Here is a 25,325-nt window from a genome sequence, read left to right as displayed (position 1 = left end):
GATGAGCGCCTATATCGCCCGACGTATCTTCCTGATGCTGCCGACGCTGCTTGGCATCCTGTTCGTCTCCTTCGTGGTCGTGCAGTTTGCTCCCGGCGGTCCGGTCGAGCGTGTCATCGCGCAGATCAACGGCGCCGACACCGGCGGCACGTCGCGCGTGTCGGGAGGCGGCGGCGATTTCGGCGCGCAGCGCGGCCAGGGCGCGGGCGCCGGCGCGGCCATCAACTCGAAATACCGCGGCGCGCAGGGCCTCGATCCCGATTTCATCAAGAAGCTCGAGGTGCAGTTCGGCTTCGACAAGCCGGCGCCGGAGCGGTTCGCGCTGATGGTGTGGAATTTCGCGCGGTTCGACTTCGGCAACAGCTATTTCCGCAGCGTCAGCGTGCTGCAGCTGATCAAGGAGAAGCTGCCGGTCTCGATGTCGCTCGGCATCTGGATGACGCTGCTGACCTATCTGATCTCGATCCCGCTCGGCATCCGCAAGGCGGTACAGGACGGCTCACGGTTCGACACCTGGACCTCGGCGGTGATCATCATCGGCTTTGCGATACCGGGCTTCCTGTTCGCGATCCTCCTGATCGTGCTGTTTGCCGGCGGCTCATTCCTCAATATCTTTCCGCTGCGCGGCCTGACCTCGGACGGCTGGGCGCAATTCCCCTGGTACTGGAAGATCATCGACTATTTCTGGCACCTGACGCTGCCGCTGGTGTCGATGGCGCTCGGCGCCTTCGCCACCATGACCCTGCTGACCAAGAACTCGTTCCTCGACGAGATCCGCAAGCAATATGTGATGACCGCGCGCGCCAAGGGTTGCAGCGAGCGCCAGGTGCTGTACGGCCACATCTTCCGCAACGCCATGCTGATCGTGATCGCGGGCTTTCCGGGCGCGTTCATCCACGCGTTCTTCTCCGGCTCGCTGCTGATCGAAACCATCTTCTCGCTCGACGGGCTCGGCCTGCTTGGCTTCGAGAGCGTGTTGAACCGCGACTATCCGGTGGTGTTCGGGACGCTGTTCATCTTCTCGCTGGTCGGACTGGTGGTCAATCTACTCTCCGATCTCGCCTATATGTGGATCGATCCCCGGATCGATTTCGAAGCGCGGGAGGTCTGATGACGATGCTCGCGCCCCAACCGGTCGAGACCTCGACGCAATCGCCGCTCGGCGAGGCGGTGCCCGCCACGCGGCACGGCTTTTCGCCGTCGCCGCTGAACAGGCGGCGCTGGCAGAACTTCAAGGCCAATCGCCGCGGCTACTGGTCGTTCTGGATCTTCCTCGTGCTGTTCGTGGCGTCGCTGTTCGCCAATTTCATCGCCAACGACAAGCCGCTGGTGGTCAAATATGACGGGAAGCTCTATTGGCCGGTGATCTTCACCTACGCCGAGACCACCTTCGGCGGCGACTTCGAGACCGCGGCCGATTATCGCGATCCCTATTTGCAGAAGCAGATCGCCGCCAAGGGCGGCAGCATGATCTGGCCGCCGATCCGCTACTCCTACGACAGCCGCAACCTCGACCCGCCGACGGCGGTGCCGTCGAAGCCGACCTGGCTGTTGACCGAAGAGCAGTGCAAGGACGTGGTGAAGCGCAAGGGACTGACCGGCTGCCGCGACCTCGAATACAACTGGCTCGGCACCGACGATCAGGGCCGCGACGTCGTCGCGCGGCTGATCTACGGCTTCCGCATCTCGGTGCTGTTCGGCCTGACGCTGACCATCCTGTCCTCGATCATCGGCATCGCCGCCGGCGGCGTGCAGGGCTATTTCGGCGGCTGGACCGACCTCATCTTCCAGCGGCTGATCGAGATCTGGACCGCGATCCCCTCGCTCTATCTGCTGCTGATCATCTCGGCGGTGCTGCCGCCGGGCTTCTTCATCCTGCTCGGCATCCTGCTGTTGTTCTCCTGGGTCTCGCTGGTCGGTCTGGTGCGCGCCGAGTTCCTGCGCGGCCGCAATTTCGAATACATCCAGGCGGCGCGCGCGCTCGGCGTGTCCAACGGCGTGATCATGTTCCGCCATCTGCTGCCGAACGCGATGGTCGCGACCATGACGTTCCTGCCTTTCATCGTCTCGTCCTCGGTGATGACGCTGACGGCGCTGGATTTCCTCGGCTTCGGCCTGCCGCCCGGCTCGCCCTCGCTCGGCGAGTTGCTGTCGCAGGGCAAGGCCAACGTGCAGGCGCCGTGGCTCGGCCTCACCGGCTTCTTCTCGGTCGCGATCATGCTGTCGCTCTTGATCTTCATCGGCGAAGCCGCGCGCGACGCCTTCGATCCGCGCAAGACGTTCTCGAAGGGCTGACGCATGGACGCGACCAACCAGCCCTTGCTCGATGTCCGCGACCTCTCGGTCGCCTTCGGCCGTTCGCTTGCGGTCGACGGCATCTCGTTCTCGATCAAGCGCGGCGAGTGCGTCGCGCTGGTCGGCGAATCCGGCTCGGGAAAATCCGTCAGCGCGCTGTCGGTGCTGAAGCTGCTGCCCTATCCGACGGCGTCGCATCCCACCGGCGCGATCCGTTTCCGCGGCCGAAACCTCCTGACCGCGTCCGATCAGGAGATGCGCGAGGTCCGCGGCAACGACATCTCGATCATCTTCCAGGAGCCGATGACCTCGCTCAATCCGCTCCAGACCATCGAGACCCAGATCGGCGAGATCCTGTCGCTGCACCGGGGCATCAGCGGCACCGCGGCGCGGGCGCGGACGCTGGAGCTACTGGGCCAGGTCGGCATCCCCGAGCCGGAGACCCGGCTCAAGAGCTATCCGCACCAATTGTCCGGCGGCCAGCGCCAGCGCGTGATGATTGCGATGGCGCTCGCCAACGAGCCCGATCTGCTGATCGCGGACGAGCCGACCACGGCGCTCGACGTCACCGTGCAGGCGCAGATCCTGGCGCTGCTGGCCGAGATCCGCGCCCGGCTCGGCATGAGCCTGTTGTTCATCACCCACGATCTCGGCATCGTCCGCCGCATCGCCGACACCGTCTGCGTGATGAACAGCGGCAAGATCGTCGAGCAGGGCCCGGTCGAGCAGGTCTTCACCGCGCCGAAGCACGCCTATACCCAGGCGCTGCTCGCGGCCGAGCCCAAGCCCGATCCGGCGCCGCCGCAGCCGGGCGCACAGGTCGTGATGTCGGCGGACAATCTCAAGGTCTGGTTTCCGATCAAGCGCGGGCTGTTGCGCTCGACCGTCGGCCACATCAAGGCGGTCGATGGCGTCAGCCTCGCGGTGCGCAAGGGCGAGACGCTCGGCGTGGTCGGCGAATCCGGCTCCGGCAAGACCACGCTCGGGCTCGCGCTGCTCCGGCTGATTTCATCCGATGGTCCGATCGTGTTCCTCGGCAGCGACATCCAGGGCCTGCGCTTCAAGCAGATGCGGCCGTTCCGCCGCGATATGCAGATCGTGTTCCAGGACCCGTTCGGCTCGCTCAGCCCGCGCATGTCGGTGGCCGACATCATTGCCGAGGGCCTCGAGGTGCACCAGAAGCAGCTGTCGCGCGAGGAGCGCGAGGCGCGGGTGATCAAGGCTTTGAAGGATGTCGGGCTCGATCCCGACTGGCGCTTCCGCTATCCGCACGAGTTCTCCGGCGGCCAGCGCCAGCGCATCTCGATCGCGCGCGCGGTCGTGCTGGAGCCGAATTTCGTCGTGCTGGACGAGCCGACCAGCGCGCTCGACATGCTGCTGCAGGCCCAGATGGTCGACCTGCTGCGCGACCTGCAGCGCAAGCGCGACCTCACCTACATGTTCATCTCGCACGATCTGCGCGTGGTCGCCTCGCTGGCGAGCCATTTGATCGTGATGAAGTCCGGCAAGGTCGAGGAGGAGGGACCGGCCTCCGAGCTGTTCAAGAACCCGAAGAGCGACTACACCCGCGCGCTGTTCGCCGCCGCGTTCCGCATCGAAGCGGCCGGCGACGGGGCGGTGGCGACGTAGCTATCCTCGTCGTTCCACGTCATCCCCGCGCAACGGCTTCGCCGTTGTCGCTGGAGGTGCGAGCCTTGCGGCGCAATTGCGCCGCTGGGCGAGCCTCGAAGGGGGGCGTGGCCGGACTGGGGCCGTCGATCCTTCGAGACGCGCTTCGCGCTCCTCAGGATGACGGGAATGTATATTGCTCAAAACCGCTTGATCGCGAGGACTTCGCTGCCGGCGGCCTTGATCCTGGCGATCGCGGCGTGCGTGCTCTCCACTGCCGTTGCCATGTGATGCGCGTTGGCGTGCACGATCGTCGTGGCGTCGCGCACGATCGCGACATGGCCCTTCCAGAAGATCAGGTCGCCGCGTTGCAGCTGCTTCGATTCGGCAGACGTCAATTCGCGGCCGAGCCCGTCCTGCTGCATGTCGCTGTCGCGCGGGCAGCCGGTGCCGGCGGCGGTCAGCGCGATCTGCACCAGGCCGGAGCAATCGATGCCGAGGCTCGATTTGCCGCCCCACAGATACGGTGTGCCGACGAATTGCTCGGCGATCGCGACGAAATCACCTGCCATCGTGGCGAGCGGCGCGAGATGCTGCCGCGGCAGGTGCCAGCCTTCGCGGGTCACCGCGAACGCGCCGTCCTCGCGGACGATCGCAAGCTTCGTCCCCAGCGCCAGCGCCTCGACCGGCGGCTGCTTGATCGACGGGCCCGGAAACGCCAGCGTGCGCAGCGCCGTCACCTTGTGCGTCGGGACGGCGCCGGGCGTCGTCAGGGCGGCCTCGGGAATCCACCCGACATAGCCGTCATCGGCGAGCTGGCCCCAGGCCCAGCCTTCGCCGTTGCGATCATAGACCGTGACCCGCTCGCCCCGGAGCGCCTGCGTCATCTGTTCGGCATCGGCCGCGGGGGCCTGGCGCAGCGGCGCGATGGCGTCAAAAACCTCGAAGGCCTCGCCCTCGACGAAGCGCAGGGCCTCGACCTTGCCCTCGAGATATTTCGCGGCGAGGTCGGCGCGGGCCGGCGTCAGTCTGACATCATGCATAGCGCTGGCTCAGCAATTTGTAGATCGCGCGCGCGGCCTGGCACTCGCCGCCTTCGGGACGGCCGGGCTTTGCCGACGGCGTCCAGCCGTAGATGTCGACGTGCAGCCAGCTCCTCGCGTGCTCGACGAAGCGCTGCAGGAATAGCGCGCAGGTGATCGAGCCCGCGAAACCACCCGACGGTGCGTTGGTGATGTCGGCGGTCTTGGAGTCGAGCCAGGCGTCGTAGGCCGGCCATAGCGGCATCCGCCACAACGGGTCGTTCTCGCTCTTCGCACAAGATGCAACGTCGCCGGCGAGCGCCTCGTCATTGGTGTAGAACGGCGGCAGATCCGGGCCCAGCGCCACCCGCGCGGCGCCGGTCAGCGTGCCCAGGTCGATCAAGAGATCGGGCGTCTCCTCGTCGGCGAGCGCCAGCGCGTCGGCGAGCACCAGCCGCCCTTCGGCATCGGTGTTGCCGATCTCGACAGTGATGCCCTTGCGCGACTTGAAGATGTCGAGCGGGCGGAACGCGTTGCCAGCCACCGCGTTCTCGACCGCCGGGATCAGCACGCGCAGCCGCAGCTTCAGCTTCGCGTCCATCACCATCTGGGCCAGCGCCAGCACGTTGGCGGCGCCGCCCATGTCCTTCTTCATGATGAGCATGCCGCTCGAAGGCTTGAGATCGAGCCCGCCGGTGTCGAAGCAGACGCCCTTGCCGACCAGCGTCACCTTCGGATGGGCGGGGTCGCCCCAGCTCAGCTCGATCAGCCGCGGCGACCGCGTCGACGCCATGCCGACGGCGTGGATCAGCGGGAAGTTCTGCGCGAGCTCGTCGTCGTCGATGCAATTGAAGGCAGCGCCGAACCGCGTCGCGAGGTCGCGCGCCACCTCGGCGAGCTCGGCCGGTCCCATGTCGTTGGGCGGCGTGTTGATGAGATCGCGCGCCAGCGCCGCGGCATCCGCCATCCGGGTGATCTCCGCCGTGTCGATGCCATCGGGCGGCACCAGGCGGACCTCGGGAATCTTGTTCGTGCGATAGCGGCCGAAGCGATAGCAGCCGAGCGCGAAGGCGAGGGCGGCAAGTCTGGTGTCATGCGGTGCATTGGCGAAGCGGTAGACGCCCGGCGGCAGCAGGCCGGGCAGGGCGCCGGGCCGGAACGGATCGTGCGCCTTGTGGTCGGCGTCCTCGAGACCGAACAGCACCTGCGCGATGCCGCCGTCTGCCGCCGGCAGGACGAGCAATTTGCCGGGCTTGGCCGCAAAGTCATTGGCCGCCGCGAACTGGCGCGCCGGCGCCGGCAGTTCGCCCCGAATCGCATCCCATGTCGCCTTGGTGACGAAGGTGATCTGCGTGGGGGCGGTCGTGGGGGCGGTCTCGAACACGGATGGCATGCGGCTCTCGGCTGTTCTGGCGTCGTTGGTGGGCTACTACACGCCTTTCGCCACAGATGGTAGCGCGCCAACCGTTCACGCGACGTGCAGGGCCGGAACCGGCGGGCCGGTTATCACGCCGCCAGTTAACCAGACGTTAGGGTTAACAGTCTATTGCTGGCACGCTCGGCTGGAACCGTTCGCCCGATTTCGTGAGTCACAGTGCCATGCGTCGACAGTCCAATCTGACCCGGCATCTCGCTTCCGCAGCCCTCCTGACGGTCCTGGCCGCAGGGCTTGGCGGTTGCCAGACCATGTCCGACGTGGCGGGATCGATCACGTCCCGGTCCGATCCGACGCCCGATGATCCGCGTCGCGCCGTCGAGGTCTATGGCGAGCGCTATCGCAAGAATCCCAAGGATGTCGCCGCCGCGGTCGGCTACGGCCAGGCCCTGCGCATGACCGGACAGCGCTCGCAGGCCTGCGCCGTGCTCGAGCAGGCCACGATCGCCAACCCCGGCAACAAGGCGCTGCTCGCCGCCTATGGCCGCGCGCTGGCCGACAACGGCAATTCGCAGGCTGCATTCGACGTGCTGAGCCGCGCGCACAGCCCGGACAATCCGGACTGGCGGATCCTGTCGGTGCAGGGCACCACGCTCGACAAGATGAACCGGCACGAGGAGGCGCGGCGCTATTACGCCAGCGCGCTCAGGCTGGCTCCGGACGAGCCGTCGGTGCTGTCCAATCTCGGCCTGTCCTACATGCTGACCAAGGATTTGCCGAAAGCGGAAGAGACGCTGCGCCAGGCCTATGCCAGCGCCCGCGCCGACACCCGGATCCGGCAGAACCTTGCGCTGGTCGTCGGCCTGCAGGGCCGCTTCGCGGAGGCCGAAACGATCGTCAAGGCGGACCTGCCGTCGGATGAGGCCGCGGCCAACGTCGCCTATCTCCGCGACATGCTGAACCGCAAGGACGGGCCGCGGACCGCATCGCGCGCGGCGCCCGTCGTCGCCAAGGACGACTAAACCAAACGTGGCAGCTCGACCTCCCCTTGAAAAGGGGAGGTCGCTTTGCTCGCCAGAGCAAAGCGGGTGGGCATCATCTCTCTCCACGAGAAGCGGTGTCTGCGGTTGGCCCCCATCCCGACCTTCCAAGGGCAGGGCCATCGCATAGGCGCCCGATCCCTCCACAAACTCGTCATGCCCGGCCTTGTGCCGGGCATCCACGTCTTGGCTTCCGCGTAAGAAAGACGTGGATGGCCGGGACAAGCCCGGCCATGACGAATATGGAAATGGCAGCGAAGATGTTCGCTGCCGTTTGCGATCGCCACGCCTTCTAGGGGGAAGGAGAAGGCTGCCTGTGCGGTCCGCTGCGGCGCAGCTCAATGCATGGTGGCGATCTTGATGTAGGACGGGCCGAGGATCACGATGAACAGGCAGGGCAGGAAGAACAGGATCATCGGCACCGTCAGCTTGGGCGGCAGTGCCGCGGCCTTCTTCTCGGCCTCGTTCATCCGCATGTCGCGGTTTTCCTGCGCCATCACGCGCAGGCTCTGGCCGAGCGGCGTGCCGTAGCGTTCGGATTGCTGCAGGGCCATGCACACCGACTTCACGCCTTCGAGGCCGGTGCGGCGCGCCAGGTTCTCGTAGGCGGTCTTGCGGTCCTGCAAATAGGACAGTTCCGCGGTCGTCAGCGCAAACTCCTCCGACAGCGCGACCGACTGCCCGGCGATCTCGTTGGCCACCTTCCGGAATGCGACCTCGACCGACATGCCCGACTCGATGCAGATCAGCAGCAGGTCGAGCGAATCCGGGAAGGCGCGCTTGATCTGGAGCTGGCGCTTGGTGATCGCGTTCTTCAGGAACAGCATCGGCGCCTGCAGGCCGGCATAGGCCGCGCCGACGCAGATCCCGATCTTGAGCGTGAGCGACCAGTTCGCGCCGGCAATGAAGAACGTATAGATGATCGCGCCGATCAGCATCAGGATCGGCGTGACCGCGCGCGCCGCCAGAAAATAGACGTACGGAGCGTGGCCGCGATAGCCCGCCATCACGAGCTTCTCGATCGCCGCTTCCTGAGCCAGCCATTTGGTGAGGTTCAGGTCATCCACCATCTTGGAGACGGCCTGCTTCGGCGTCTGGCGCAGCGTCACCTTTTCCGACTTGGAGAGACGGTCGCGCTCGCGCTGCCGGAGGCGCTCGCGCTCGCTGGCGACCGCCTTCATGCGCTTGTTGAGATCGCCGCCGGCGAGCAGCGGCATCACCAGCGTGTAGACCGTCGCGCTTGTCGCGAAGAAGGCAAGCAGCATGGTCATGAACCTGACGTCGTGGAGCTTGGCGACCAGAAAATCAATCATGCTGCACCGTCAGAAATCGAAGTTGATCATCTTCTTCATCACCAGCACGCCCATCGACATCCAGATCGCGCAGGCGACCAGCATGAGCTGGCCCATCGAATTGGTCCACAGCAGGGCGATGTAGTCCGGCGTCGTCAGGAACACGAGGATCATCACGATCGGCGGCAGCGAGCCGATGATGGCGGCGGAGGCCTTCGCTTCCATCGACATCGCCTGGATCTTCTCGGCCATCTTCTTGCGGTCGCGCAGCACCCTCGACAGGTTGCCGAGCGCTTCCGACAAATTGCCGCCGGACTTCTGCTGGATCGCGATCACGATGCCGAAGAAGTTGGCCTCCGGCAGCGGCATCCGCTCGTAGAGCCGGGCACAGGCTTCGCCGAGCGGCATGCCGATCGCCTGGGTCTCGATGATGGCGAGAAACTCGCTGCGCAGCGGCTCCGGCGCGTCGTTGACGACCGCCTTGAGCGACTCGAACAGCGGCAGGCCGGCCTTGATGCCGCGCACGATGACGTCGACGGCGTCAGGCAGCGCCTTCAGGAACGCCTTTTCCCGCCGCTTCTTCAGGAAGCCGAGCAGCCAGCGGGGTACGCCGAGACCCATGGCAAAGCCGATGCCGGCCGCCCCGAGCATGCCGCCGCCGGCCAGGAATGCCGCGCCGAACCCGAACAGGCCGAGAGCGCCGGAGATCATCCAGAACTTCTGCTCCGACCACTCCAGTCCCGCCTGCGAGATGCGCAGGCCGAGGGGGACTTTCTTGTCCTTCTGCCGCCGCGCCTCGAGCTCCTTCAACGATCCTTCGACCTGCTCGCGGCGGGAGCGTTGCGTGCGGTCGGCATTTCGTGTCGTCGTGGGCTCGCTGCGCGCCACCGACGCGCGCCGCGACTCGGCCTTCTTCTCCCCCGAAAGGTAGGGATACAGGAAGACCCAGGCGATGCCGCCGACCGTCGTGGCGGCGAGGAAGGCGAGAGCCAAAGTTTGCGTCTGCATCCTGCGTTCCCCTAGACCGGCGCCGGCGCGTCGGAAGCGTCCAGCGCCGCCGCAAGCCGCTTCTCTTCATTGTAGTAGCGCGCACGCTCCCAGAAGCGCGGCCGGCCGATGCCGGTCGAGCGGTGCTTGCCGATGATCTTGCCGTTGGCGTCTTCCCCGACCACGTCGTAGAGGAAGATATCCTGGGTGATGATGGTGTCGCCTTCCATGCCCATCACCTCGGTGATGTGCGTGATGCGGCGCGAACCGTCGCGCAGGCGCGCGGCCTGCACGATGATGTCGACCGAGGCGCAGATCATCTCGCGAATGGTGCGAGACGGAAGCGAGAAGCCGCCCATGGTGATCATGGATTCGCAGCGCGACAATGCTTCGCGCGGATTGTTGGCGTGCAGCGTGCCCATCGAGCCGTCGTGGCCGGTGTTCATGGCCTGCAACAGGTCGAACGCCTCGGGGCCGCGGACTTCGCCGACGATGATGCGTTCCGGGCGCATACGCAGGCAGTTGCGGACCAGTTCGCGCATCGTCACCTGGCCCTCGCCTTCGATGTTCGGCGGCCGGGTCTCCAGCCGCACCACATGCGGCTGCTGCAGCTGAAGCTCGGCGGCGTCTTCGCATGTGATGATGCGTTCGTCGTGCTCGATATAGTTGGTCAGGCAGTTCAGCAGCGTGGTCTTGCCCGAGCCGGTGCCGCCGGAGATGATCACATTGCAGCGGACGCGGCCGATGATCTGCAGAATGGTCGCCCCTTCCGGGGTGATCGCGCCGAACTTGACGAGCTGCTCCAGCGTCAGCTTGTCCTTCTTGAATTTGCGGATGGTGAGCGCGGGCCCGTCGATCGCCAGCGGCGGCACGATGGCGTTGACGCGGGAACCGTCGGCGAGGCGGGCGTCGCAGATCGGCGAGGATTCGTCGACGCGCCGGCCGACCTGGCTGACGATGCGCTGGCAGATGTTGAGAAGCTGCTGGTTGTCGCGAAAGCGGATGCCGGTGCGCTGGATCTTGCCGGCGACTTCGATGAACACGGTGCCTGCGCCGTTGACCATGATGTCGGCGATGTCGTCGCGCGACAGCAGCGGCTCCAGCGGGCCGTAGCCGAGCACGTCGTTGCAGATATCGTCGAGCAGCTCCTCCTGCTCGGCGATCGACATCACGATGTTCTTGATCGCGATGATCTCGTTGACGATGTCGCGGATTTCCTCGCGCGCCGATTCGCTGTCCAGCTTGGCGAGCTGGGCAAGGTCGATCGCCTCGATCAGGGCGCCGAAGATCGTCGCCTTGACCTGGTAGTAGTTGTCCGAGCGGCGGGCTTCGACGGCGGGAGCAGGCGGTGGCTTGCTCGGCGCCAGCGGCGGCGACGAGATCGCCGGTGCGGCGGACTCGCGCGACATCGCCGGCGCGCCGGCAGGCTCCGGCGCCTGAAACGCGGGCTTGGGTGCCCGCACGTCCCCATCGTTTCCGCTACGCTTACCAAACACGACGTCGTGACTCCACGCGGACCACTATTTGGACCGCAGCTTTTCGAGCAGGGGCGACAGGAAGGACCCCCTCGGCTTCTTGGTCTCGCCGCGGCCTGTCAGCCGCTGCGCCATCTGCAGAAACATCTCGACCGCGCGGTGATTGGCGGAAATCTCGGCGATCATCTGGCCGTTATTGGCGGCCGAACCGAAGATCTGCGGATCGAACGGGATGGCGGCGATCGGCTGGCTTTCGATCGCCTTGGCGAACTCGCCGGCCGCGATCTCGGGACGCTTCGGCACGCCGACCTGGTTCAGGCAGTACAGCGGTGCGCGGTCGTTGGGCCGCGACGCCTTCAGCAGGTCGAACATATTCTTGGCATTGCGCAGATTGGCGAGATCGGGCGCCGCCACAATCAGGATGTCGTCGGCTGCGATCAACGCGCGCTTGGTCCAGCCGGACCATTGATGCGGCACGTCGAGCACGATGCAGGGCATCGTGGTCCGCAGCGTATCGAAGATCGCATCGAACGCCTCGGCGCCGAAATCGTAGACCTTGTCGAGCGTCGCCGGCGCCGCCAGCAGGCTCAGATGGTCGGTGCATTTCGACAGCAGGCGGTCGACGAAGGCGGTATCGACGCGGTCCGGCGAGAACACGGCGTCGGCGATGCCCTGCGCGGGATCCTGGTTGTAGTTGAGGCCGGCGGTGCCGAAGGCGAGGTCGAGGTCGGCGACCACGGAATCGAGCGCCAGATCGCGGGCAATCGCCCAGGCGACATTGTGGGCGATGGTCGAGGCGCCGACGCCGCCCTTGGCACCGACGACGGCGACGATGCGGCCGACCGCCTTGGCTTCCGGCGCCGAGAACAGGTTGCAGACCGCGCGCACCACGTCGATCGCATGGGCCGGCGCGATGACGTAATCGCTGACGCCGCGGCGCACCAGCTCGCGATACAGCGTGACGTCGTTGACGCGGCCGATCACGACCACGCGGGTGCCGGCGTCGCACACCGTTGCGAGCTGATCGAGGCCGGCCAGGATGTCGCCGCGGCCCTCGGTCTCGAGGATGATGACATTGGGCGTCGGCGCCGAGCGATAGGCCTCGATGGCGGCCGCCATGCCGCCCATCTGGATCTTGAGGTGAGCCTTGGCCAGCCGGCGATCCTCGCCCGCCGACTGCACGGCGGCAGCGGTCTCGACCGTTTCGCAGAACGCCTGGACCGAAACCCGTGGCGCCGGAGCAATATGGTCGTCCACGGCCTGCGGCGGGGCGTCCGTCTGCTCTTCGGAGTTTTGCTGCGCGTAGGTGATCATTTTCCTGTGTCGCTTAGCTTGGCCCTGTCGGACTCGGGATAACTCGTGGCGGTGGTGGTGCCCTTGCGATACTTGTCGAAGGCGATGTTACGACGCGACGTATAGGCAGGGGTCTCCGCGCGCGGCTGCACGAGGTCGGTCGGGTCTTCGACCATGGCTGCAAGGTTGCGCTGATTGGCGCAGCCGAAATTGTAGTACTGCTTGTTCTCGATGTAGGACCCGTTGTGGATCGACGGGCCGAGATCTTCCGGCCAGAGGCCGCACGGCCCGGCGACCGCTTTCATCTTCGGATAGTTCACGCGGATCGCGGGCATCTGGCGCGGATCCTCGGGACGGTATTTGCGAACGAGGATCCCGCGCGGCGGCACGCCGGCGGCGGCGAACGTGGCCTGGATTTCGCGCAGCGATTCCTGGGCGGTCCGTGCGTTCGGCGTGTCGGCGGGAACGTCGATGGTGACGGCGCCGGTTCCCTCGCGCATCCAGTCCTGCGCCATCCCCATCACCTCGGCGCGCTGCTCCGCAGTCAGGCCGCCGCGGCTGCGGCCGACGAAGACCACGATCGAGCGATCCGCCTCGGTGACCGCGATCGGGTGACGCTGGCGATAGTCGGCCGGCGCGTTCACCATCGCGAAGCTGTTGTCGGCGGCGTGCTGGCAGGCGCCCAGCGTCACCGCGAGGCTGACGAGCGCCCCGGCGAGAGCGATGCCGCGCTGGTAACCGGCGGATGTCCTGGATGTGGTCTGTGTCATCGTCCGCCTCAGTCCGTAATGAAGCCGTAAGTGCCGCGGTAATTCCGCGCCGGCTCGGTGCGGCCGGGCACGCCGTAGACGCGATTGATGCTGCCGAGCAGGTCGGCCTGCGGATCGGACGCGTTGGCGAAGCCGTCATCCGGACGCGACAGGTCCTTCTGCGCCACCGCGCGAACCACATAGGGCGTCACCAGCACCATCATCTCGGTCTGGTTGTTGACGAAGTCCCGGCTGCGGAACAGCGTTCCGAGCACCGGCAGCGACGCCAGCCCGGGCAGGCCGTTGATCGCCTGCTTGGTCTGGTCCTGGATCAGGCCGGCCATCGCCATCGAGCCGCCCGAGGGAATTTCCAGCGTGGTCTCGGCGCGCCGGGTCTTGATCGAGGGGATCGTCGTTCCGCCGGCGCCGCCGGTCAGCGAGTTCTCGGTCGAGACTTCCGACACTTCCGTCATCACGCGCAGGCTGATCCGTCCCTCGGTCAGCACCACGGGCGTGAAGTTGAGCGAAATACCGAATTTCTTGAAGCTGACGGTCTGAACGCAATTCCCGATCGCGCCTCCCGTCGTCGTCTGACAGGTCACGCCGGTCGGAATTGGAAATTCGCCGCCCGAGATGAAGGTTGCCGATTCGCCGGAGATCGCGGTCAGGTTCGGCTCGGCGAGCGTCCGCACCACGCCCGCGCTTTCCATGGCGCGGAGCGTCGCCGACACCGACGGAGCCGCGCCGAACGATGTGGTGAGGGCGTTGCCGGGCACCAGCGCCGCGTTGTTCGCCGTGAACGGGTTGTTGTTGGTGAACTTCACCACGGTGGTGCCGTAATTGAGGTTCGCGGTGAGGTCGATGCCGAGCTGCTTGATCAGGCTGCGCGAGACCTCGGCGACCGTCACCTTCAGCATCACCTGGTCGCGGCCGCGAACGGTGATGGAGTTCACGACCTTGTCGGCGCTGCCGACCAGCCGCGTGGCGATCTCGCCGGCCTGCTGTGCTTCGATCGGGCTCGCCGCGCTTCCGGTCAGCATGACGCCCTCGCCGACACCCTCGATCTGGATATCGGCATTCGGCAGTGCGGCGCGCAGGGCCGCGCGCACGCCGTTGAGGTCGCGCTTGACGGCGATGTCATAGGCCGCGATCTGCTGGCCGGCGGCGTCGAAGAACACGATGTTGGTCTGGCCGACCGTCGCGCCGATGATGTAGGCGCGCTGCGCCGAGCGGACCACGGCATTGGCGATCTTGGGATCGGCGACCAGCACGTCCTTGATGTCCCTCGGCAGATCGATCACCACCGATTTGCCGACGCCGAGTGCGAGGAAGCGGGCGTTCATCTGGCCGTCGGCCGCGGCGGGAGCGGCGCGGTAGTCGCCCGCCACCACCGGCGTCAGCGCCGGGTTGAGCGTGAGCGCCGCGATGGCCGAGAACGACAATGCGCGGACCATGAAGGCCCGCATCGTCCGTTGAGTTGCCCCGCCCTTCATCACCTGTGTCCTCATGGTCACTTCTGCATCGTTGCCTGGTTGGCAACGCCAAAGCGGATGACGTTGATGGTCTCACCGCGTCTTTGGTGGTTGTCGTCGGTCCTGACGTCGGTCCCGTTGTTGTCGGCGATGCTGCGCAGCGCCAGCGACAGGACGCCGCTCTGGCGCGCGCGCGCCAGAGTCTCGGTCTGGTCAGGCTTCAGCTCCAGCGTCACCGTCTTGCCGATCAGTGCGTTGGTGCCGTCCTTCTCCTTCGGCGCCTGGTCGATCGCAAGGACGCGGATATTGGTCAGGATGACCTCGGAATTGACGATGTCGGCGGCGTTGCGGTCGGGATTCTTGTCCCGCTTCGACAGCAGGACGTCGACCCGGTCGTTCGGCAGGATGAAGCCGCCGGCACCGGTCTCGGGCGAGATTTCAGTCGATACCGCCCGCATGCCGCTCGGCAGGATCGCGGCCATGAAGCCGCTTCCGTCGGCCTTGACGAGCTTCTGCTCGCGGATCGGCTCGCCCTGGATGAACGGGGCGCGCGCGATCGAGCCGGTGACGTCCTTGATGGCGTCGGCGTGGCTGTCCTTGCGCATGAAGCTGGCGCTGGCGGTCGCCGCCGGCCAGGTCTGCCACTGCAGATCTTCGGCCTTCACTGCCTGGCCGAGGCCGATGTCGCTACGTGCGACCAGGATGTCGACGGTCGGCAGCTGCGCAACCGGCGGAGGAGCCGCCGGCTTGTCGTCGCTTCCGCTCGCCAAATAAAGCGCCGCAAGGCCGGCGCAGCCTGCAATTGCCAGGACCAGAATGCGGGCCTTATCCATTACGCTTCACTTTCCACATGACGCCGCGACGCTGCCGCCGCCGTGATGGGAGTTGACCAGCTATTCGTCAAAGCATGGTTAATGAGGCGTATCTAAATCGCCTTAACGAGCGGTTACCGCTGCTTTCTCAACGCATGGCGAAGTGCGCGAGATCGATCGTCTTGATCCAGTCCGTCTCGGGATAGATCAGGAGGGCGCCGAGGGCGAGCGCGATGCCGTAGGGAATTCCGGTCTGCTTGTCGTGCAGGCGGCTGAGCCAGGCCTGGGACGCGAGCGGGTAGGGCAGAGGCCATTGCCGCAGCTGCAGCAAGAGCACGGTCAGCGCACCACCGAACAGCGACGCAAAGACCAGATAGGGCAGCAGATGCTCGAACCCGAACCACAGGCCGGCCGCGGCCGCGACCTTGGCGTCTCCGCCGCCGACCCAGCCCATCGCGAACATGCCGAACGCCACCACGAGAACCAGCGCGCCTGCGCCGGCATGGGTGAGGATCTCGTGGACGCCCATCCCGGTCAGCGGCGCCAGGACAAAGAAGCCCGCCACCAGTGCCAGCGAAATCCGGTTCGGGATCGTCATGGTCAAGAGATCGCTCGCCGCCGCAAAGGCCATCAGGGCCGGAAACAGCATCAAGCGTGCGATGTCGAGGATCATGAATTCATGCCGTCAAGCTGGAGCTGCGGTCGAGACCCGACGCTAGCGGCCAATGGTGAACAATCGGAAAACGATCGCCGGCACCATCAACGGAGGCTGCCGATCGGCCCCCGACAAATAGCAAAGGTCCCGGGATCGCCGGGACCTCTGCTGCGAATTCGTCGAAGCCGGCTTACTTCAGCGAGCCCGAGATCGAGTTGAAGGTACCCGAGAGCTTCGTGCCGACGCCGTTGACTGCAGCGATGATCGCGATGGCGATACCGGTGGCGATCAGGCCGTACTCGATGGCGGTCGCGCCCGATTCGTCCTTCACGAAGCGCGAAACGAGGTTCTTCATAAAATCACTCCTGTGTACACGTGGCTGGTCGAACTAGATTTGGTCTCGCCGGCGTTCTCAGCACCGTGACCATTGCGGCACCCTAGTGTTGGACGATTTCGGCGCAGTTAATTTGATCGCATAAACTCTGCGGGAACCCGCAGTTGTTGCGCACAGTAAATTTGGCATTAAGCGGTCCGCTAAAATTGCAGACTGTTGCTGCGATCGGGCGCCTGGGCCTATTCACGGCTCCTTAAGCGCACATCTATACCCATGGGGCTTCCGCAATATGAGGCTGCCATGTCCACCCTTCCGATCGAAGTCATCGAGATGCTCGGCCAGACGATGATGAGGGTGGTGCCGATCACGATCGGCCTCGCGTTGTTCTTCACGGTGCTGACCCACTTCTGGGCCTGCAATCCCGGCAAGCCGTGGTGGCAGAAGCGCGAGCTGGTCACGGACATCTGCTACTGGTTCTTCGTGCCGGTATTCGCCCGCGTGCTGCGCATCGGGCTGCTGGTGGTGGGCGCGGCCGCGGTGTTCGACGTGCACGGTGCCGACGAGCTGATCTCGTTCTACGAAAACGGACACGGCCCGCTGGCGCAGCTGCCGCTCTGGCTGCAATCGATCATCTTCCTGGTCGCTTCCGACTTCATGCTGTACTGGCTGCACCGGATGTTTCACGGCGGCGGCTTCTGGAAGTACCACGCCATTCATCATTCCTCCGAGGATCTCGAATGGATCTCGGCGGCGCGCTTCCATCCCGTCAATCTGCTGATCGGCACGATCTCGGTCGACGTGATCCTGCTGATGGCCGGCATCTCGCCGAACATCATGCTGTGGGTCGGTCCTTTCACTACATTCCACTCCGCCTTCGTGCACGCCAACCTGAACTGGACGCTCGGTCCGTTCAAATATGTGATCGCCACGCCGGTGTTTCATCGCTGGCATCACACCGCGCTCGAGGAAGGTGGCGACACCAATTTCGCCGGCACGTTTCCGCTCTGGGACATTCTGTTCGGGACATTCCGCATGCCCGAAGGCAAGCTTCCGGATGATTACGGCGTCGACGCCGAGCAGGGCGTGCCGGCCGAAATCGGCGGACAGCTGGCCTATCCGTTCCGTCATTGACCGGACCGTGCGCGCATGAGTGCTGAGACCGCAACCGTCCCGCAGGCGCGGTCCTCGGTGTTCGCCGAAGTCCCGGCCTGGTTCTGGATGGCGTGCGGCGTCTATGCGCTGCTGCTGGTCGTCGGCGACAGGCTGCTCGCCGATTCCGACACCTACTGGCAGATTGCCGTCGGCCGGTGGATCCTCGACCACCGTGCATTGCCGTCGGTCGATATCTATTCCTTCACCAAGGCGGGTCAGCCTTGGGTGTCGTCGTCCTGGCTGGCGCAGGTCCTGTTCGCGAAGGCCTACGACCTTGCCGGGTGGACCGGGCCCGCGGCGCTGGCCGCGGCCTGCAGCGCCGCCACCTTCGCACTGCTCACCGCCATCCTCGGCCGCGCGCTGCCGGCGATCCATGCCAGCCTGATCGCGCTGGCGGCGCTGGTGCTGACATGCGGGCATCTGCTGGCCCGTCCGCATGTGCTTGCGCTGCCGATCATGATGGTCTGGGCGAACGGACTGATGGTCGCCAGCGAACGCCGCGAGGCCCCCTCGTTCTGGCTGCTGCCGCTGATCGCGCTCTGGGCCAATCTGCATGGCGGTTTTCTGTTCGGCCTGGTGCTGGCCGGCGCCTTCGCGCTCGATGCGCTGTGGAACGCCGCGCCGGCGCAAAGATGGCCGCTGGCGCTGCGCTGGGCCGCATTCGGTCTCGGCGCGCTGGCCGCGTGCTGCGTGACGCCCTATGGCTGGGGGACGATCCTCGCCTCGCTCAGGATTCTCAGCCTCGGTGAACTGCTGCATCTCATCGCGGAGTGGATGCCGGCGAGTTTCAGCCACGTCGATGCGTTCGAGCTGACCATTCTCGGCCTGATCGGCGGGGCGCTCTTTTGCGGGGTGAGGCTGCCGCTGCCGCGGATCGCCCTGGCGCTCGGCCTGCTGCACATGGCGCTATCCCATGTCAGGAATCTCGAACTCTTTGCTCTGCTGCTGCCGCTGGCCGTGCTGACGCCGGTGGCAACCCAGTTCGGCCTGCGTGCCGCAGGCGTGGTCCGGCTGAAGGCCATGCCGGCCGCGATGCTGATCGCCGCGCTCTGCGTCTCGACCTGGTTCGTTGCGGCGCGTTGGGACATGTCGCCGCCGCCGATCCATTCGCCCGCTGCCGCCGTCGACGCGCTGAAGGCGCACAACGTGCAGCGCGTGCTCAATGATCTGCAGTTCGGCGGCTATCTGATCTGGCGTCAGGTGCCGGTGTTCGTCGACGGCCGTGCCGAGCTTTACGGCGAGAGCTTCGAGATGGCCTATTACCGTGCGCTCCAGCTCAAGGACGTCAACGGCTTCCTCGATCTGCTCAAGACCTACAGAATCGATGCGGTGATGCTCGATCCGGCAACGCCCGCCTCCAGATTTCTCGATCACATCGCCGGATGGCAGCGCCTCTACGCCGACGATCGCGTGGTGGTGCATGTGCGTGCTGCCGGCTAGGCGGCGGTCCCGCAGGGGCATTTTTCCGTGGGATCACCGGGCCGGTGGCCGATCCGTTCCGGAAGTCGCGGCATCCGCGCAATTCGGCGATCGATTTTTGCTCTTCTTAAATGAATTGTCGTCAGATTTGCCTGCGTCGGGCGCCGGTCCGCTGCGTATCGCTTTTGCCGGCTTGTTAACGTCCCGGGGTAGGATATGTCGTTTCAGTCCCAGCGTATTCGCGCCGTCGCGCGCATCGGATTCATCTCGCTGGCCGCAGCCGTTCTGCTGTGGCCCGCATTCGCAACGGCAGCGCCGGATCCGGACCGGATTGCGGTCAATGTCGATCAGGCCAAGCTCGTCAAGCTGCCCGGCGGCATCTCCACCATCGTGGTCGGCAACCCGCTGATCGCTGACGTCACCCTGCAGAATGGCGGCGTTGTCGTCGTGACCGGCAAGGGCTACGGCGCGACCAACTTCATCGCACTCGACCGCTCCGGCCAGGTGCTGGTGGATCGCCAGATCCAGGTCGAGGGTCCGACCGACCAGCTTGTTACCGTCTATCGCGGCGTCGATCGCGAGACCTACAGCTGCATGCCGGTCTGCCAGCGCCGCATCACCCTCGGCGACGGCGAGACCTACTTCAAGTCGACCATGGATCAGGCAGGCTCGCTCAACAGCCAGGCCTCCGGCTCGGGCGCGGCCGCGAAGCCGCAGAACTAGCGTGTCCGCGCCGGCGTTTCACACGCCGGGGCAGCCGCCGGCCGTTCATCCGACATGGTTAAGAAAAGCCTGACGGATCGGGTCACTCTGTCCCGATCCGGCGAAATACTTCGACAATGAGTCTTGGGTAGTTGTTGTCGCCATGTTGATCCGGGGTCGTTGATGCCGCTGCCCGCTCATTCTTTTGCGCGCCTCCTCCATCGCTTTCGCAGAAACCGCCGCGGCGCGACCGCGGTCGAATTCGCGATGGTCGCGCCGCTGTTTTTCGGACTGCTGTTTGCGATCATCGAAGTGGCGATGATCTTCTTCGCGAGCCAGGTGCTGGAGACGGTGACGCAGGATTCGGCGCGCATGATCATGACCGGTCAGGCGCAGGGCGCAAGCTATACCCAGCAGCAGTTCAAGAACTTCGTCTGCGGCCAGGTCAGCGCGCTGTTCGATTGCGCCAACGGCATATCGGTCGACGTGCGCAGCTATCCCGCTGCGACGGGCTTCAGCAGCGTCAACATCGCGCCTCCGATCGATTCCAACAACGCATTCATTCCGACCATGAAATGGTGTCCCGGCAAGGACGGCGACGTCGTGGTGGTCCGGCTGTTCTATCAGTGGCCGCTGTTCGTCACCAAGCTTGGCTTCAATGTCGCCAACCTCGCCAACGGCAAGCGGCTGCTGACCGCGACCGCGACATTCAAGAACGAGCCATCCGGGACCGCCGGGGCGACATGCTCATGAATAACGTCATGAAAGCCCGGGCAGCGGCCTTGCTGCGCTCCGTCGCGGCCCTCTGCAATGACCGCCGGGGCCTTGCCGCCGTCGAGTTCGCTTTCGTCCTGCCGCTGATGCTGGTGCTGTTCTTCGGCACCGTCGAGTTTTCATCCGGTGTCGCGGTCGACCGCAAGGTCACCTTGATGGCGCGCGCCGCGTCGGACCTGACCTCGCAGTCGACGCAGGTGGTGGACGCCGACCTGCAGAACTTCTTCAGCGCCAGCGTCGGCATCATGACGCCGTACGATCCGACGCCGACCAAGGTCACCTTGTCGGAAATCTACGTCGATGCCTCGAAGGTCGCGCGGATCCAGTGGAGCAAGGCCGGGGTGATGGCCACGGGCGCCACGCAGGCCACATTGACGGCCTCGAGCCGCAGTCAGGGCGATGTCGTGACCAGCGTCGTGCCGGCGGCGCTGCTGGTTGCGGGCACCTATCTGATCTTCAGCGAAGTCAGCTACAAATACGTTCCGACGGTCGGCTATGTGATGGCCAAGAGCGGCATCAATCTCACCGACGTCGCCTTTACGAGGCCGCGGCAGTCGGTTTGCGTGTTCTACGCCCCGACGTCCGCCACGATGCCGACGACCTGCTCGACCTATTAGAGCTTTTCGAACGACGCGGACGCCGGTTGGCAATCCAGACAAAAAGGGCCGCATCCGAAGATGCGGCCCTTGATGCTTTAGCGACAATTTCCTGGAGCTTCGCGCTTCCGGGAAATCGGCTTATCCGGCGGCGCGCAGATTGTCGGCCGAGGATTTGCCGGAACGGCGGTCAGCCACGATCTCGTAGGAGATCTTCTGGCCTTCACGCAGAGTGCCAAGGCCGGCGCGCTCGACTGCACTGATGTGCACGAACACGTCGTTCCCGCCTTCATCCGGCTGGATGAAGCCGTAGCCCTTGGTCGCGTTAAACCACTTCACGGTTCCCATGCTCACGTGGGTAGTCCCTTCTCAGATATACAAGTTCAAGACCCGCTGATCGGCGGGGTGGTGAGATCGAATTTTTGGAAGGGTCGTCAGCGTCTGAACCGGCTGTACCGGTATTGGCTAATGTCGTCCGGCCGAAAATCGATGGGTAGGATATTATTCGATAGAAGGCTTCAAAACAATCCTGAAAACAATCCTGACGTGCGCGATTTTTTGGCCGGCGCAGCCGCCGGCCAATTGTGCGCAGGACATCAGGACGTCATGCCCGCAGCGGTTGCAATACCCCGCTTATCGGCGGCGGAACTGGCCGCCGCGCTGGGCTCCGCCCCGCGGCGGGCCGCCGGGCGCGCCGCTCGGACGTTCGTCCTTGTGCCGGAAGATCAGGCGCCCCTTTTCGAGATCGTAGGGCGACATTTCGATCGTAACACGGTCGCCGGCCAGCGTCTTGATGCGGTTTTTCTTCATCTTGCCGGCGGTGTAGGCGACGATCTCGTGCCCGGCATCGAGTTGCACCCGGTAACGAGCGTCGGGGAGGATTTCGGTCACCAGTCCTTCGAACTGGATCAGCTCTTCCTTAGCCATAGGTTTCTCCAGATCGAGCGACGGCTAGTGCTTCGGTCGGTTGTTGCGGTTGTGTTGCGGATTCGGCCGGCTCTCGCGATGCAAGAAGGCGACGCCCTGAATGCCTTCGCTGTTGCCGGCCTGCGACGGACGCGGCGACTCGCCCCGGCTCGTCTGCGGCGCGCCATTATTACCACCTCGACGGCGGCGGCGGCGAGGGCCTTTTGCGCCTGGAGCGGCCTCATTCCCACGGACATTGTGCGCGCGGGGCGCAGAACGGCCGCCCCGGTGCGGGTGGGTGGCCTGCGCCGGCGCGGCGGCCTCGCGGCCCCCCTGTGTCCGGCGGTCTTCCCGCGGCACGGTAATGCGGATCAGCCGCTCGATGTCGCGCAAATAGCCCATCTCCTCGGCACCGGCGATCAGCGAGATCGCGACGCCGTCGGCGCCGGCGCGCGCCGTGCGGCCGATGCGGTGGACGTAGGTCTCCGGGATGTTGGGCAGGTCGAAATTCACGACGTGGCTGACGCCGTCGACGTCGATGCCGCGGGCGGCGATATCGGTCGCCACCAGCGTGCGGATCTCGCCGGAACGGAACGCCGCCAGCGTGCGCTCGCGGTGGTTCTGCGACTTGTTGCCGTGGATCGCATTGGCCTCGATCCCGGCCTTGGCAAGGCTCTTCACCACCTTGTCGGCGCCATGCTTGGTGCGGGTGAAGACCAGGGCGCGGTTGACCGGTTCCTGCTTCAGCAGCTGGGCGAGAACCGTCGGCTTGGCCGCGAAATCGACCTGGATCGCGCGCTGGGCGATGCGATCCACCGTCGAGGCCACCGGCGTCACCGCCACGCGGGCCGGGTCGCGCAGCATCGCCTCGGCGAGCTCGGCGATGTCCTTGGGCATGGTGGCCGAGAAGAACAGCGTCTGGCGCCGGATCGGCAGCTTGGCGACGATTTTCCTTATGTCGTTGATGAAGCCCATGTCGAGCATGCGGTCGGCCTCATCGAGCACCAGGAACTCGACCTGGTTGAGCTTCAGGCCGTTGCTGTGCACGAGGTCGAGCAGGCGGCCGGGGGTGGCGACCATGACCTCGACGCCCTGCATCACGGCGCGGACCTGGCGGCCCATCGGCACGCCGCCGATGGCGAGCGCCGAGGACAGCCGGATGTGGCGGCCATAGGTGTTGAAGCTGTCGAGGATCTGGCCGGACAGTTCGCGGGTCGGCGAGAGCACCAGCACGCGGCAGCTCTTGGGCTGCGGGCGGACGCGGTTTTCAAGCAGCCGGTGCAGGATCGGCAGCGCGAAGGAGGCGGTCTTGCCGGTACCGGTCTGGGCGATGCCGACGACGTCGCGGCCGGCAAGGGCTAGCGGGATGGTCTGGGCCTGGATGGGGGTCGGCGTGAGATAATTCTCTTCTCGAAGCGCGCGGGCGATGGGATCGGCGAGGCCGAAATCCTGAAAGGAGGTCAAAAGGTGGTTCTTTCCATAAAAGCCGTCGTCGTCCCGGCCCATATCGGCCGGAAGCGCAGGAAGGCATTCGGGGACACCCGCGTGTCTGGGGCGTCAAGCTGGGTTAGCTGGAAGGCGAGCCAGAAGCCGCTTGGGGCAGCTTGAACACGCAGCTCGCGAAGGCACCGCGACTCTCGCGGGCATGGCGAGGATATGGACCAGGAACTGGGCGGTTTCAAGATCAGATCGCCGTCTTTGGTGCCCGAGGTCGCTGAACCATCGCGCAAACTGTCACAAATCGGTGCCGGAAATTTAGCCAAGACGGCGATTTTGCCTACAAAATAATCTTATTGCTCTTTCGGCAGTCAAATTGACGGCTCAATGATTGAGCAAACGGCTTCCGTATTTGCCCGGAACCGAGGAAATTATCCAGCCGGTTCATCGGCTTACATGGCCCCCGTACCGTGGCACAGTTCTTGCGATTCCCTTAACCGCAGGCGGCCAAGCGGCCGTTCGCAGCGTTCCACGCCTGCGTCAGGGAGACGACATTTCATGCTTACTCAGCTTTCTCACAAAATAACGACGATGACCCGCCGCCGCGCGCTCGCGGCGACGGCCGGCCTGGTTTTGGGTCTGGCTGCGTCCTCGTCCCTCGCGCCCGCGCAAGCGGCTGACGACACCATCAAGGTTGGCATCCTTCACTCGCTGTCGGGCACCATGGCCATCAGCGAAACCACGCTGAAGGACACGATCCTTTTCCTGATCGACGAGCAGAACAAGAAGGGCGGCGTGCTCGGCAAGAAGCTCGAGCCCGTCGTGGTCGACCCCGCCTCGAACTGGCCGCTGTTCGCCGAAAAGGCCCGCGAGCTGATCACCAAGGACAAGGTCGCGGTCGTGTTCGGCTGCTGGACCTCGGTGTCGCGCAAATCCGTGCTCCCGGTGTTCAAGGAGCTGAACAACATCCTGTTCTACCCGGTGCAGTATGAGGGCGAGGAGTCCGAGCGCAACGTGTTCTACACCGGCGCCGCGCCGAACCAGCAGGCGATCCCGGCGGTCGACTATCTGATGAAGGAAGAGAAAGTGAAGCGCTGGGTGCTGGCCGGCACCGACTACGTCTATCCGCGCACCACCAACAAGATCCTGGAAGCCTATCTGAAGTCGAAGGGCGTCGCCCAGGACGACATCATGATCAACTACACGCCGTTCGGTCACTCCGACTGGCAGACGATCGTGGCCGACATCAAGAAGTTCGGCTCGGCCGGCAAGAAGACCGCGGTGGTCTCCACCATCAACGGCGACGCCAACGTTCCGTTCTACAAGGAGCTCGGCAACCAGGGCATCAAGGCGACCGATATCCCGGTGGTCGCGTTCTCGGTCGGCGAAGAAGAGCTCGCCGGCATCGACACCAAGCCGCTGCTCGGCCATCTCGCCGCCTGGAACTACTTCGAGTCGATCAAGACGCCCGAGAACGAGAAGTTCATCAAGGCGTGGCAGGCCTACACCAAGAATCCGAAGCGCGTGACCAACGATCCGATGGAAGCGCACGTGATCGGCTTCGACATGTGGGTCAAGGCGGTCGAGAAGGTGAAGTCGACCGATCCCGACAAGGTGATCGACGCGCTGCCCGGCATCGAAGCCAAGAACCTGACCGGCGGCACCTCGAAGATGCTGCCGAACCACCACATCACCAAGCCGGTGTTCATCGGCGAGATCAAGGGCAACGGCCAGTTCGACGTGGTGTGGAAGACCCCGGGCCTGGTTGCCGGCGATGCCTGGTCGAAGGAGCTCGAGGGCTCCAAGGACCTGATCGGTGATTGGGTCGGCAAGAAGTGCGGCAATTACAACACCAAGACCAACAAGTGCGGCGGCCAGGGCTCCTGATAGGGCGCGCCTGACCTGACAACGACACAACACAACCTTCCAA

Annotated in this window: 24 protein-coding genes; 10 read left to right on the top strand and 14 right to left on the bottom strand. The window is 65.2% G+C overall.

Annotated elements, in window-relative coordinates; genetic code table 11:
• Position 1: 1 nt before the first annotated feature.
• Genes JEY66_RS39140 through JEY66_RS39130 form a run of 3 tightly spaced genes read left to right on the top strand, consistent with a single transcriptional unit; the run spans position 2 to position 3,924 of the window.
• Positions 2–1,111 carry a microcin C ABC transporter permease YejB gene (locus tag JEY66_RS39140; RefSeq protein ID WP_016842625.1) on the top strand — a complete coding sequence of 370 codons (1,110 nt, stop codon included), beginning with the start codon at positions 2–4 and terminating at the stop codon, positions 1,109–1,111.
• Positions 1,111–2,295: an ABC transporter permease gene (locus tag JEY66_RS39135; RefSeq protein WP_018269594.1), complete on the top strand. Its 1,185-nt coding sequence runs from the start codon at positions 1,111–1,113 to the stop codon at positions 2,293–2,295. Before JEY66_RS39140 ends, JEY66_RS39135 begins: the two co-directional genes overlap by 1 nt.
• A gap of 3 nt (positions 2,296–2,298) precedes the next feature.
• Positions 2,299–3,924: an ABC transporter ATP-binding protein gene (locus JEY66_RS39130; RefSeq protein ID WP_018269595.1), complete on the top strand. Its 1,626-nt coding sequence runs from the start codon at positions 2,299–2,301 to the stop codon at positions 3,922–3,924.
• 179 nt (positions 3,925–4,103) lie between these two features.
• Here the strand turns inward: JEY66_RS39130 and JEY66_RS39125 are convergent, their stop codons facing one another.
• A complete protein-coding gene (locus JEY66_RS39125; protein ID WP_016842630.1) occupies positions 4,104–4,946 on the bottom strand; it encodes a C40 family peptidase in 843 nt (280 codons plus the stop codon).
• Positions 4,939–6,318, bottom strand: a complete 1,380-nt coding sequence (locus JEY66_RS39120) for a leucyl aminopeptidase family protein (RefSeq protein ID WP_016842631.1) — start codon at positions 6,316–6,318, stop codon at positions 4,939–4,941. Before JEY66_RS39120 ends, JEY66_RS39125 begins: the two co-directional genes overlap by 8 nt.
• A 206-nt stretch (positions 6,319–6,524) precedes the next feature.
• Here JEY66_RS39120 and JEY66_RS39115 point away from each other — a divergent pair, with 206 nt between their 5' ends.
• On the top strand, positions 6,525–7,322 hold the full coding sequence (locus JEY66_RS39115; RefSeq protein ID WP_016842632.1) for a tetratricopeptide repeat protein: 798 nt from the start codon (positions 6,525–6,527) through the stop codon (positions 7,320–7,322).
• A 356-nt stretch (positions 7,323–7,678) separates the two neighbouring features.
• Here JEY66_RS39115 and JEY66_RS39110 read toward each other — a convergent pair whose 3' ends face one another.
• From JEY66_RS39110 to JEY66_RS39070, 9 genes are all read right to left on the bottom strand, one after another.
• On the bottom strand, positions 7,679–8,653 hold the full coding sequence (locus JEY66_RS39110) for a type II secretion system F family protein (protein ID WP_016842633.1): 975 nt from the start codon (positions 8,651–8,653) through the stop codon (positions 7,679–7,681).
• Positions 8,654–8,662: 9 nt separating this feature from the next.
• Complete coding sequence (locus JEY66_RS39105; RefSeq protein WP_018269597.1) at positions 8,663–9,640, bottom strand: type II secretion system F family protein; 978 nt, start codon at positions 9,638–9,640, stop codon at positions 8,663–8,665.
• An 11-nt stretch (positions 9,641–9,651) separates the two neighbouring features.
• Positions 9,652–11,115 (bottom strand): TadA family conjugal transfer-associated ATPase, encoded by a 1,464-nt coding sequence (locus JEY66_RS39100; RefSeq protein WP_026192174.1) that lies wholly within the window; start codon positions 11,113–11,115, stop codon positions 9,652–9,654.
• A 24-nt stretch (positions 11,116–11,139) separates the two neighbouring features.
• Positions 11,140–12,408 carry a CpaE/TadZ family protein gene (locus JEY66_RS39095; protein WP_018269598.1) on the bottom strand — a complete coding sequence of 423 codons (1,269 nt, stop codon included), beginning with the start codon at positions 12,406–12,408 and terminating at the stop codon, positions 11,140–11,142.
• Positions 12,405–13,157: a CpaD family pilus assembly protein gene (locus JEY66_RS39090; RefSeq protein WP_018269599.1), complete on the bottom strand. Its 753-nt coding sequence runs from the start codon at positions 13,155–13,157 to the stop codon at positions 12,405–12,407. Before JEY66_RS39090 ends, JEY66_RS39095 begins: the two co-directional genes overlap by 4 nt.
• Before the next feature lie 8 nt (positions 13,158–13,165).
• The gene (locus JEY66_RS39085; RefSeq protein ID WP_085964768.1) at positions 13,166–14,644 is read right to left on the bottom strand and encodes a type II and III secretion system protein family protein; all 1,479 of its coding nucleotides are present in this window, start codon (positions 14,642–14,644) and stop codon (positions 13,166–13,168) included.
• Between the two features lie 2 nt (positions 14,645–14,646).
• Positions 14,647–15,441: a Flp pilus assembly protein CpaB gene (gene cpaB, locus JEY66_RS39080; RefSeq protein WP_016842640.1), complete on the bottom strand. Its 795-nt coding sequence runs from the start codon at positions 15,439–15,441 to the stop codon at positions 14,647–14,649.
• A 127-nt stretch (positions 15,442–15,568) separates the two neighbouring features.
• Positions 15,569–16,093 carry an A24 family peptidase gene (locus tag JEY66_RS39075; protein ID WP_016842641.1) on the bottom strand — a complete coding sequence of 175 codons (525 nt, stop codon included), beginning with the start codon at positions 16,091–16,093 and terminating at the stop codon, positions 15,569–15,571.
• Positions 16,094–16,265: 172 nt separating this feature from the next.
• Positions 16,266–16,430 (bottom strand): Flp family type IVb pilin, encoded by a 165-nt coding sequence (locus JEY66_RS39070; protein ID WP_016842642.1) that lies wholly within the window; start codon positions 16,428–16,430, stop codon positions 16,266–16,268.
• A gap of 279 nt (positions 16,431–16,709) precedes the next feature.
• Between JEY66_RS39070 and JEY66_RS39065 the strand changes: the two genes are divergently transcribed.
• The 5 genes from JEY66_RS39065 (at position 16,710) to JEY66_RS39045 (ending at position 21,073) form a co-directional block, all read left to right on the top strand.
• Positions 16,710–17,540 carry a sterol desaturase family protein gene (locus JEY66_RS39065; RefSeq protein WP_026192176.1) on the top strand — a complete coding sequence of 277 codons (831 nt, stop codon included), beginning with the start codon at positions 16,710–16,712 and terminating at the stop codon, positions 17,538–17,540.
• 15 nt (positions 17,541–17,555) lie between these two features.
• Positions 17,556–19,001, top strand: a complete 1,446-nt coding sequence (locus JEY66_RS39060; protein ID WP_018269601.1) for a hypothetical protein — start codon at positions 17,556–17,558, stop codon at positions 18,999–19,001.
• Between the two features lie 195 nt (positions 19,002–19,196).
• Complete coding sequence (locus tag JEY66_RS39055; protein WP_016842645.1) at positions 19,197–19,703, top strand: pilus assembly protein N-terminal domain-containing protein; 507 nt, start codon at positions 19,197–19,199, stop codon at positions 19,701–19,703.
• Between the two features lie 162 nt (positions 19,704–19,865).
• Entirely contained in the window at positions 19,866–20,435 is a 570-nt protein-coding gene (locus JEY66_RS39050; RefSeq protein ID WP_016842646.1) for a TadE/TadG family type IV pilus assembly protein, read from the top strand.
• A gap of 8 nt (positions 20,436–20,443) precedes the next feature.
• On the top strand, positions 20,444–21,073 hold the full coding sequence (locus tag JEY66_RS39045; RefSeq protein WP_026192177.1) for a TadE/TadG family type IV pilus assembly protein: 630 nt from the start codon (positions 20,444–20,446) through the stop codon (positions 21,071–21,073).
• 120 nt (positions 21,074–21,193) lie between these two features.
• Here JEY66_RS39045 and JEY66_RS39040 read toward each other — a convergent pair whose 3' ends face one another.
• From JEY66_RS39040 to JEY66_RS39030, 3 genes are all read right to left on the bottom strand, one after another.
• Entirely contained in the window at positions 21,194–21,406 is a 213-nt protein-coding gene (locus JEY66_RS39040) for a cold-shock protein (protein ID WP_016842648.1), read from the bottom strand.
• Between the two features lie 279 nt (positions 21,407–21,685).
• Complete coding sequence (gene infA / locus JEY66_RS39035) at positions 21,686–21,979, bottom strand: translation initiation factor IF-1 (RefSeq protein WP_016842649.1); 294 nt, start codon at positions 21,977–21,979, stop codon at positions 21,686–21,688.
• A 24-nt stretch (positions 21,980–22,003) separates the two neighbouring features.
• The gene (locus JEY66_RS39030; RefSeq protein ID WP_016842650.1) at positions 22,004–23,464 is read right to left on the bottom strand and encodes a DEAD/DEAH box helicase; all 1,461 of its coding nucleotides are present in this window, start codon (positions 23,462–23,464) and stop codon (positions 22,004–22,006) included.
• 522 nt (positions 23,465–23,986) lie between these two features.
• Between JEY66_RS39030 and urtA the strand changes: the two genes are divergently transcribed.
• A complete protein-coding gene (urtA, locus tag JEY66_RS39025) occupies positions 23,987–25,282 on the top strand; it encodes an urea ABC transporter substrate-binding protein (protein WP_016842651.1) in 1,296 nt (431 codons plus the stop codon).
• The last annotated feature ends 43 nt before the right edge of the window (positions 25,283–25,325 follow it).

The sequence above is a fragment of the Bradyrhizobium elkanii USDA 76 genome (assembly GCF_023278185.1).
GTDB lineage: Bacteria > Pseudomonadota > Alphaproteobacteria > Rhizobiales > Xanthobacteraceae > Bradyrhizobium > Bradyrhizobium elkanii.
The sequence above is the reverse complement of the archived record's forward strand: the minus strand, read 5'-3'. Positions and strand labels throughout refer to the sequence as shown.

Coding starts and splice junctions, on each gene's coding strand:
- urtA (WP_016842651.1), top strand. CDS start 23,987: ATGACCCGCCGCCGCGCGCTCGCGGCGACGGCCGGCCTGGTTTTGGGT.
- JEY66_RS39065 (WP_026192176.1), top strand. CDS start 16,710: ATGTCCACCCTTCCGATCGAAGTCATCGAGATGCTCGGCCAGACGATG.
- JEY66_RS39090 (WP_018269599.1), bottom strand. CDS start 13,157: ATGACACAGACCACATCCAGGACATCCGCCGGTTACCAGCGCGGCATC.
- JEY66_RS39110 (WP_016842633.1), bottom strand. CDS start 8,653: ATGATTGATTTTCTGGTCGCCAAGCTCCACGACGTCAGGTTCATGACC.
- JEY66_RS39055 (WP_016842645.1), top strand. CDS start 19,197: ATGTCGTTTCAGTCCCAGCGTATTCGCGCCGTCGCGCGCATCGGATTC.
- JEY66_RS39050 (WP_016842646.1), top strand. CDS start 19,866: ATGCCGCTGCCCGCTCATTCTTTTGCGCGCCTCCTCCATCGCTTTCGC.
- JEY66_RS39030 (WP_016842650.1), bottom strand. CDS start 23,464: ATGGGCCGGGACGACGACGGCTTTTATGGAAAGAACCACCTTTTGACC.
- JEY66_RS39085 (WP_085964768.1), bottom strand. CDS start 14,644: ATGAGGACACAGGTGATGAAGGGCGGGGCAACTCAACGGACGATGCGG.
- JEY66_RS39140 (WP_016842625.1), top strand. CDS start 2: ATGAGCGCCTATATCGCCCGACGTATCTTCCTGATGCTGCCGACGCTG.
- JEY66_RS39130 (WP_018269595.1), top strand. CDS start 2,299: ATGGACGCGACCAACCAGCCCTTGCTCGATGTCCGCGACCTCTCGGTC.
- JEY66_RS39075 (WP_016842641.1), bottom strand. CDS start 16,093: ATGATCCTCGACATCGCACGCTTGATGCTGTTTCCGGCCCTGATGGCC.
- JEY66_RS39045 (WP_026192177.1), top strand. CDS start 20,444: ATGAAAGCCCGGGCAGCGGCCTTGCTGCGCTCCGTCGCGGCCCTCTGC.
- infA (WP_016842649.1), bottom strand. CDS start 21,979: ATGGCTAAGGAAGAGCTGATCCAGTTCGAAGGACTGGTGACCGAAATC.
- JEY66_RS39095 (WP_018269598.1), bottom strand. CDS start 12,408: ATGATCACCTACGCGCAGCAAAACTCCGAAGAGCAGACGGACGCCCCG.
- JEY66_RS39070 (WP_016842642.1), bottom strand. CDS start 16,430: ATGAAGAACCTCGTTTCGCGCTTCGTGAAGGACGAATCGGGCGCGACC.
- JEY66_RS39105 (WP_018269597.1), bottom strand. CDS start 9,640: ATGCAGACGCAAACTTTGGCTCTCGCCTTCCTCGCCGCCACGACGGTC.
- cpaB (WP_016842640.1), bottom strand. CDS start 15,441: ATGGATAAGGCCCGCATTCTGGTCCTGGCAATTGCAGGCTGCGCCGGC.
- JEY66_RS39115 (WP_016842632.1), top strand. CDS start 6,525: ATGCGTCGACAGTCCAATCTGACCCGGCATCTCGCTTCCGCAGCCCTC.
- JEY66_RS39060 (WP_018269601.1), top strand. CDS start 17,556: ATGAGTGCTGAGACCGCAACCGTCCCGCAGGCGCGGTCCTCGGTGTTC.
- JEY66_RS39120 (WP_016842631.1), bottom strand. CDS start 6,318: ATGCCATCCGTGTTCGAGACCGCCCCCACGACCGCCCCCACGCAGATC.
- JEY66_RS39135 (WP_018269594.1), top strand. CDS start 1,111: ATGACGATGCTCGCGCCCCAACCGGTCGAGACCTCGACGCAATCGCCG.
- JEY66_RS39125 (WP_016842630.1), bottom strand. CDS start 4,946: ATGCATGATGTCAGACTGACGCCGGCCCGCGCCGACCTCGCCGCGAAA.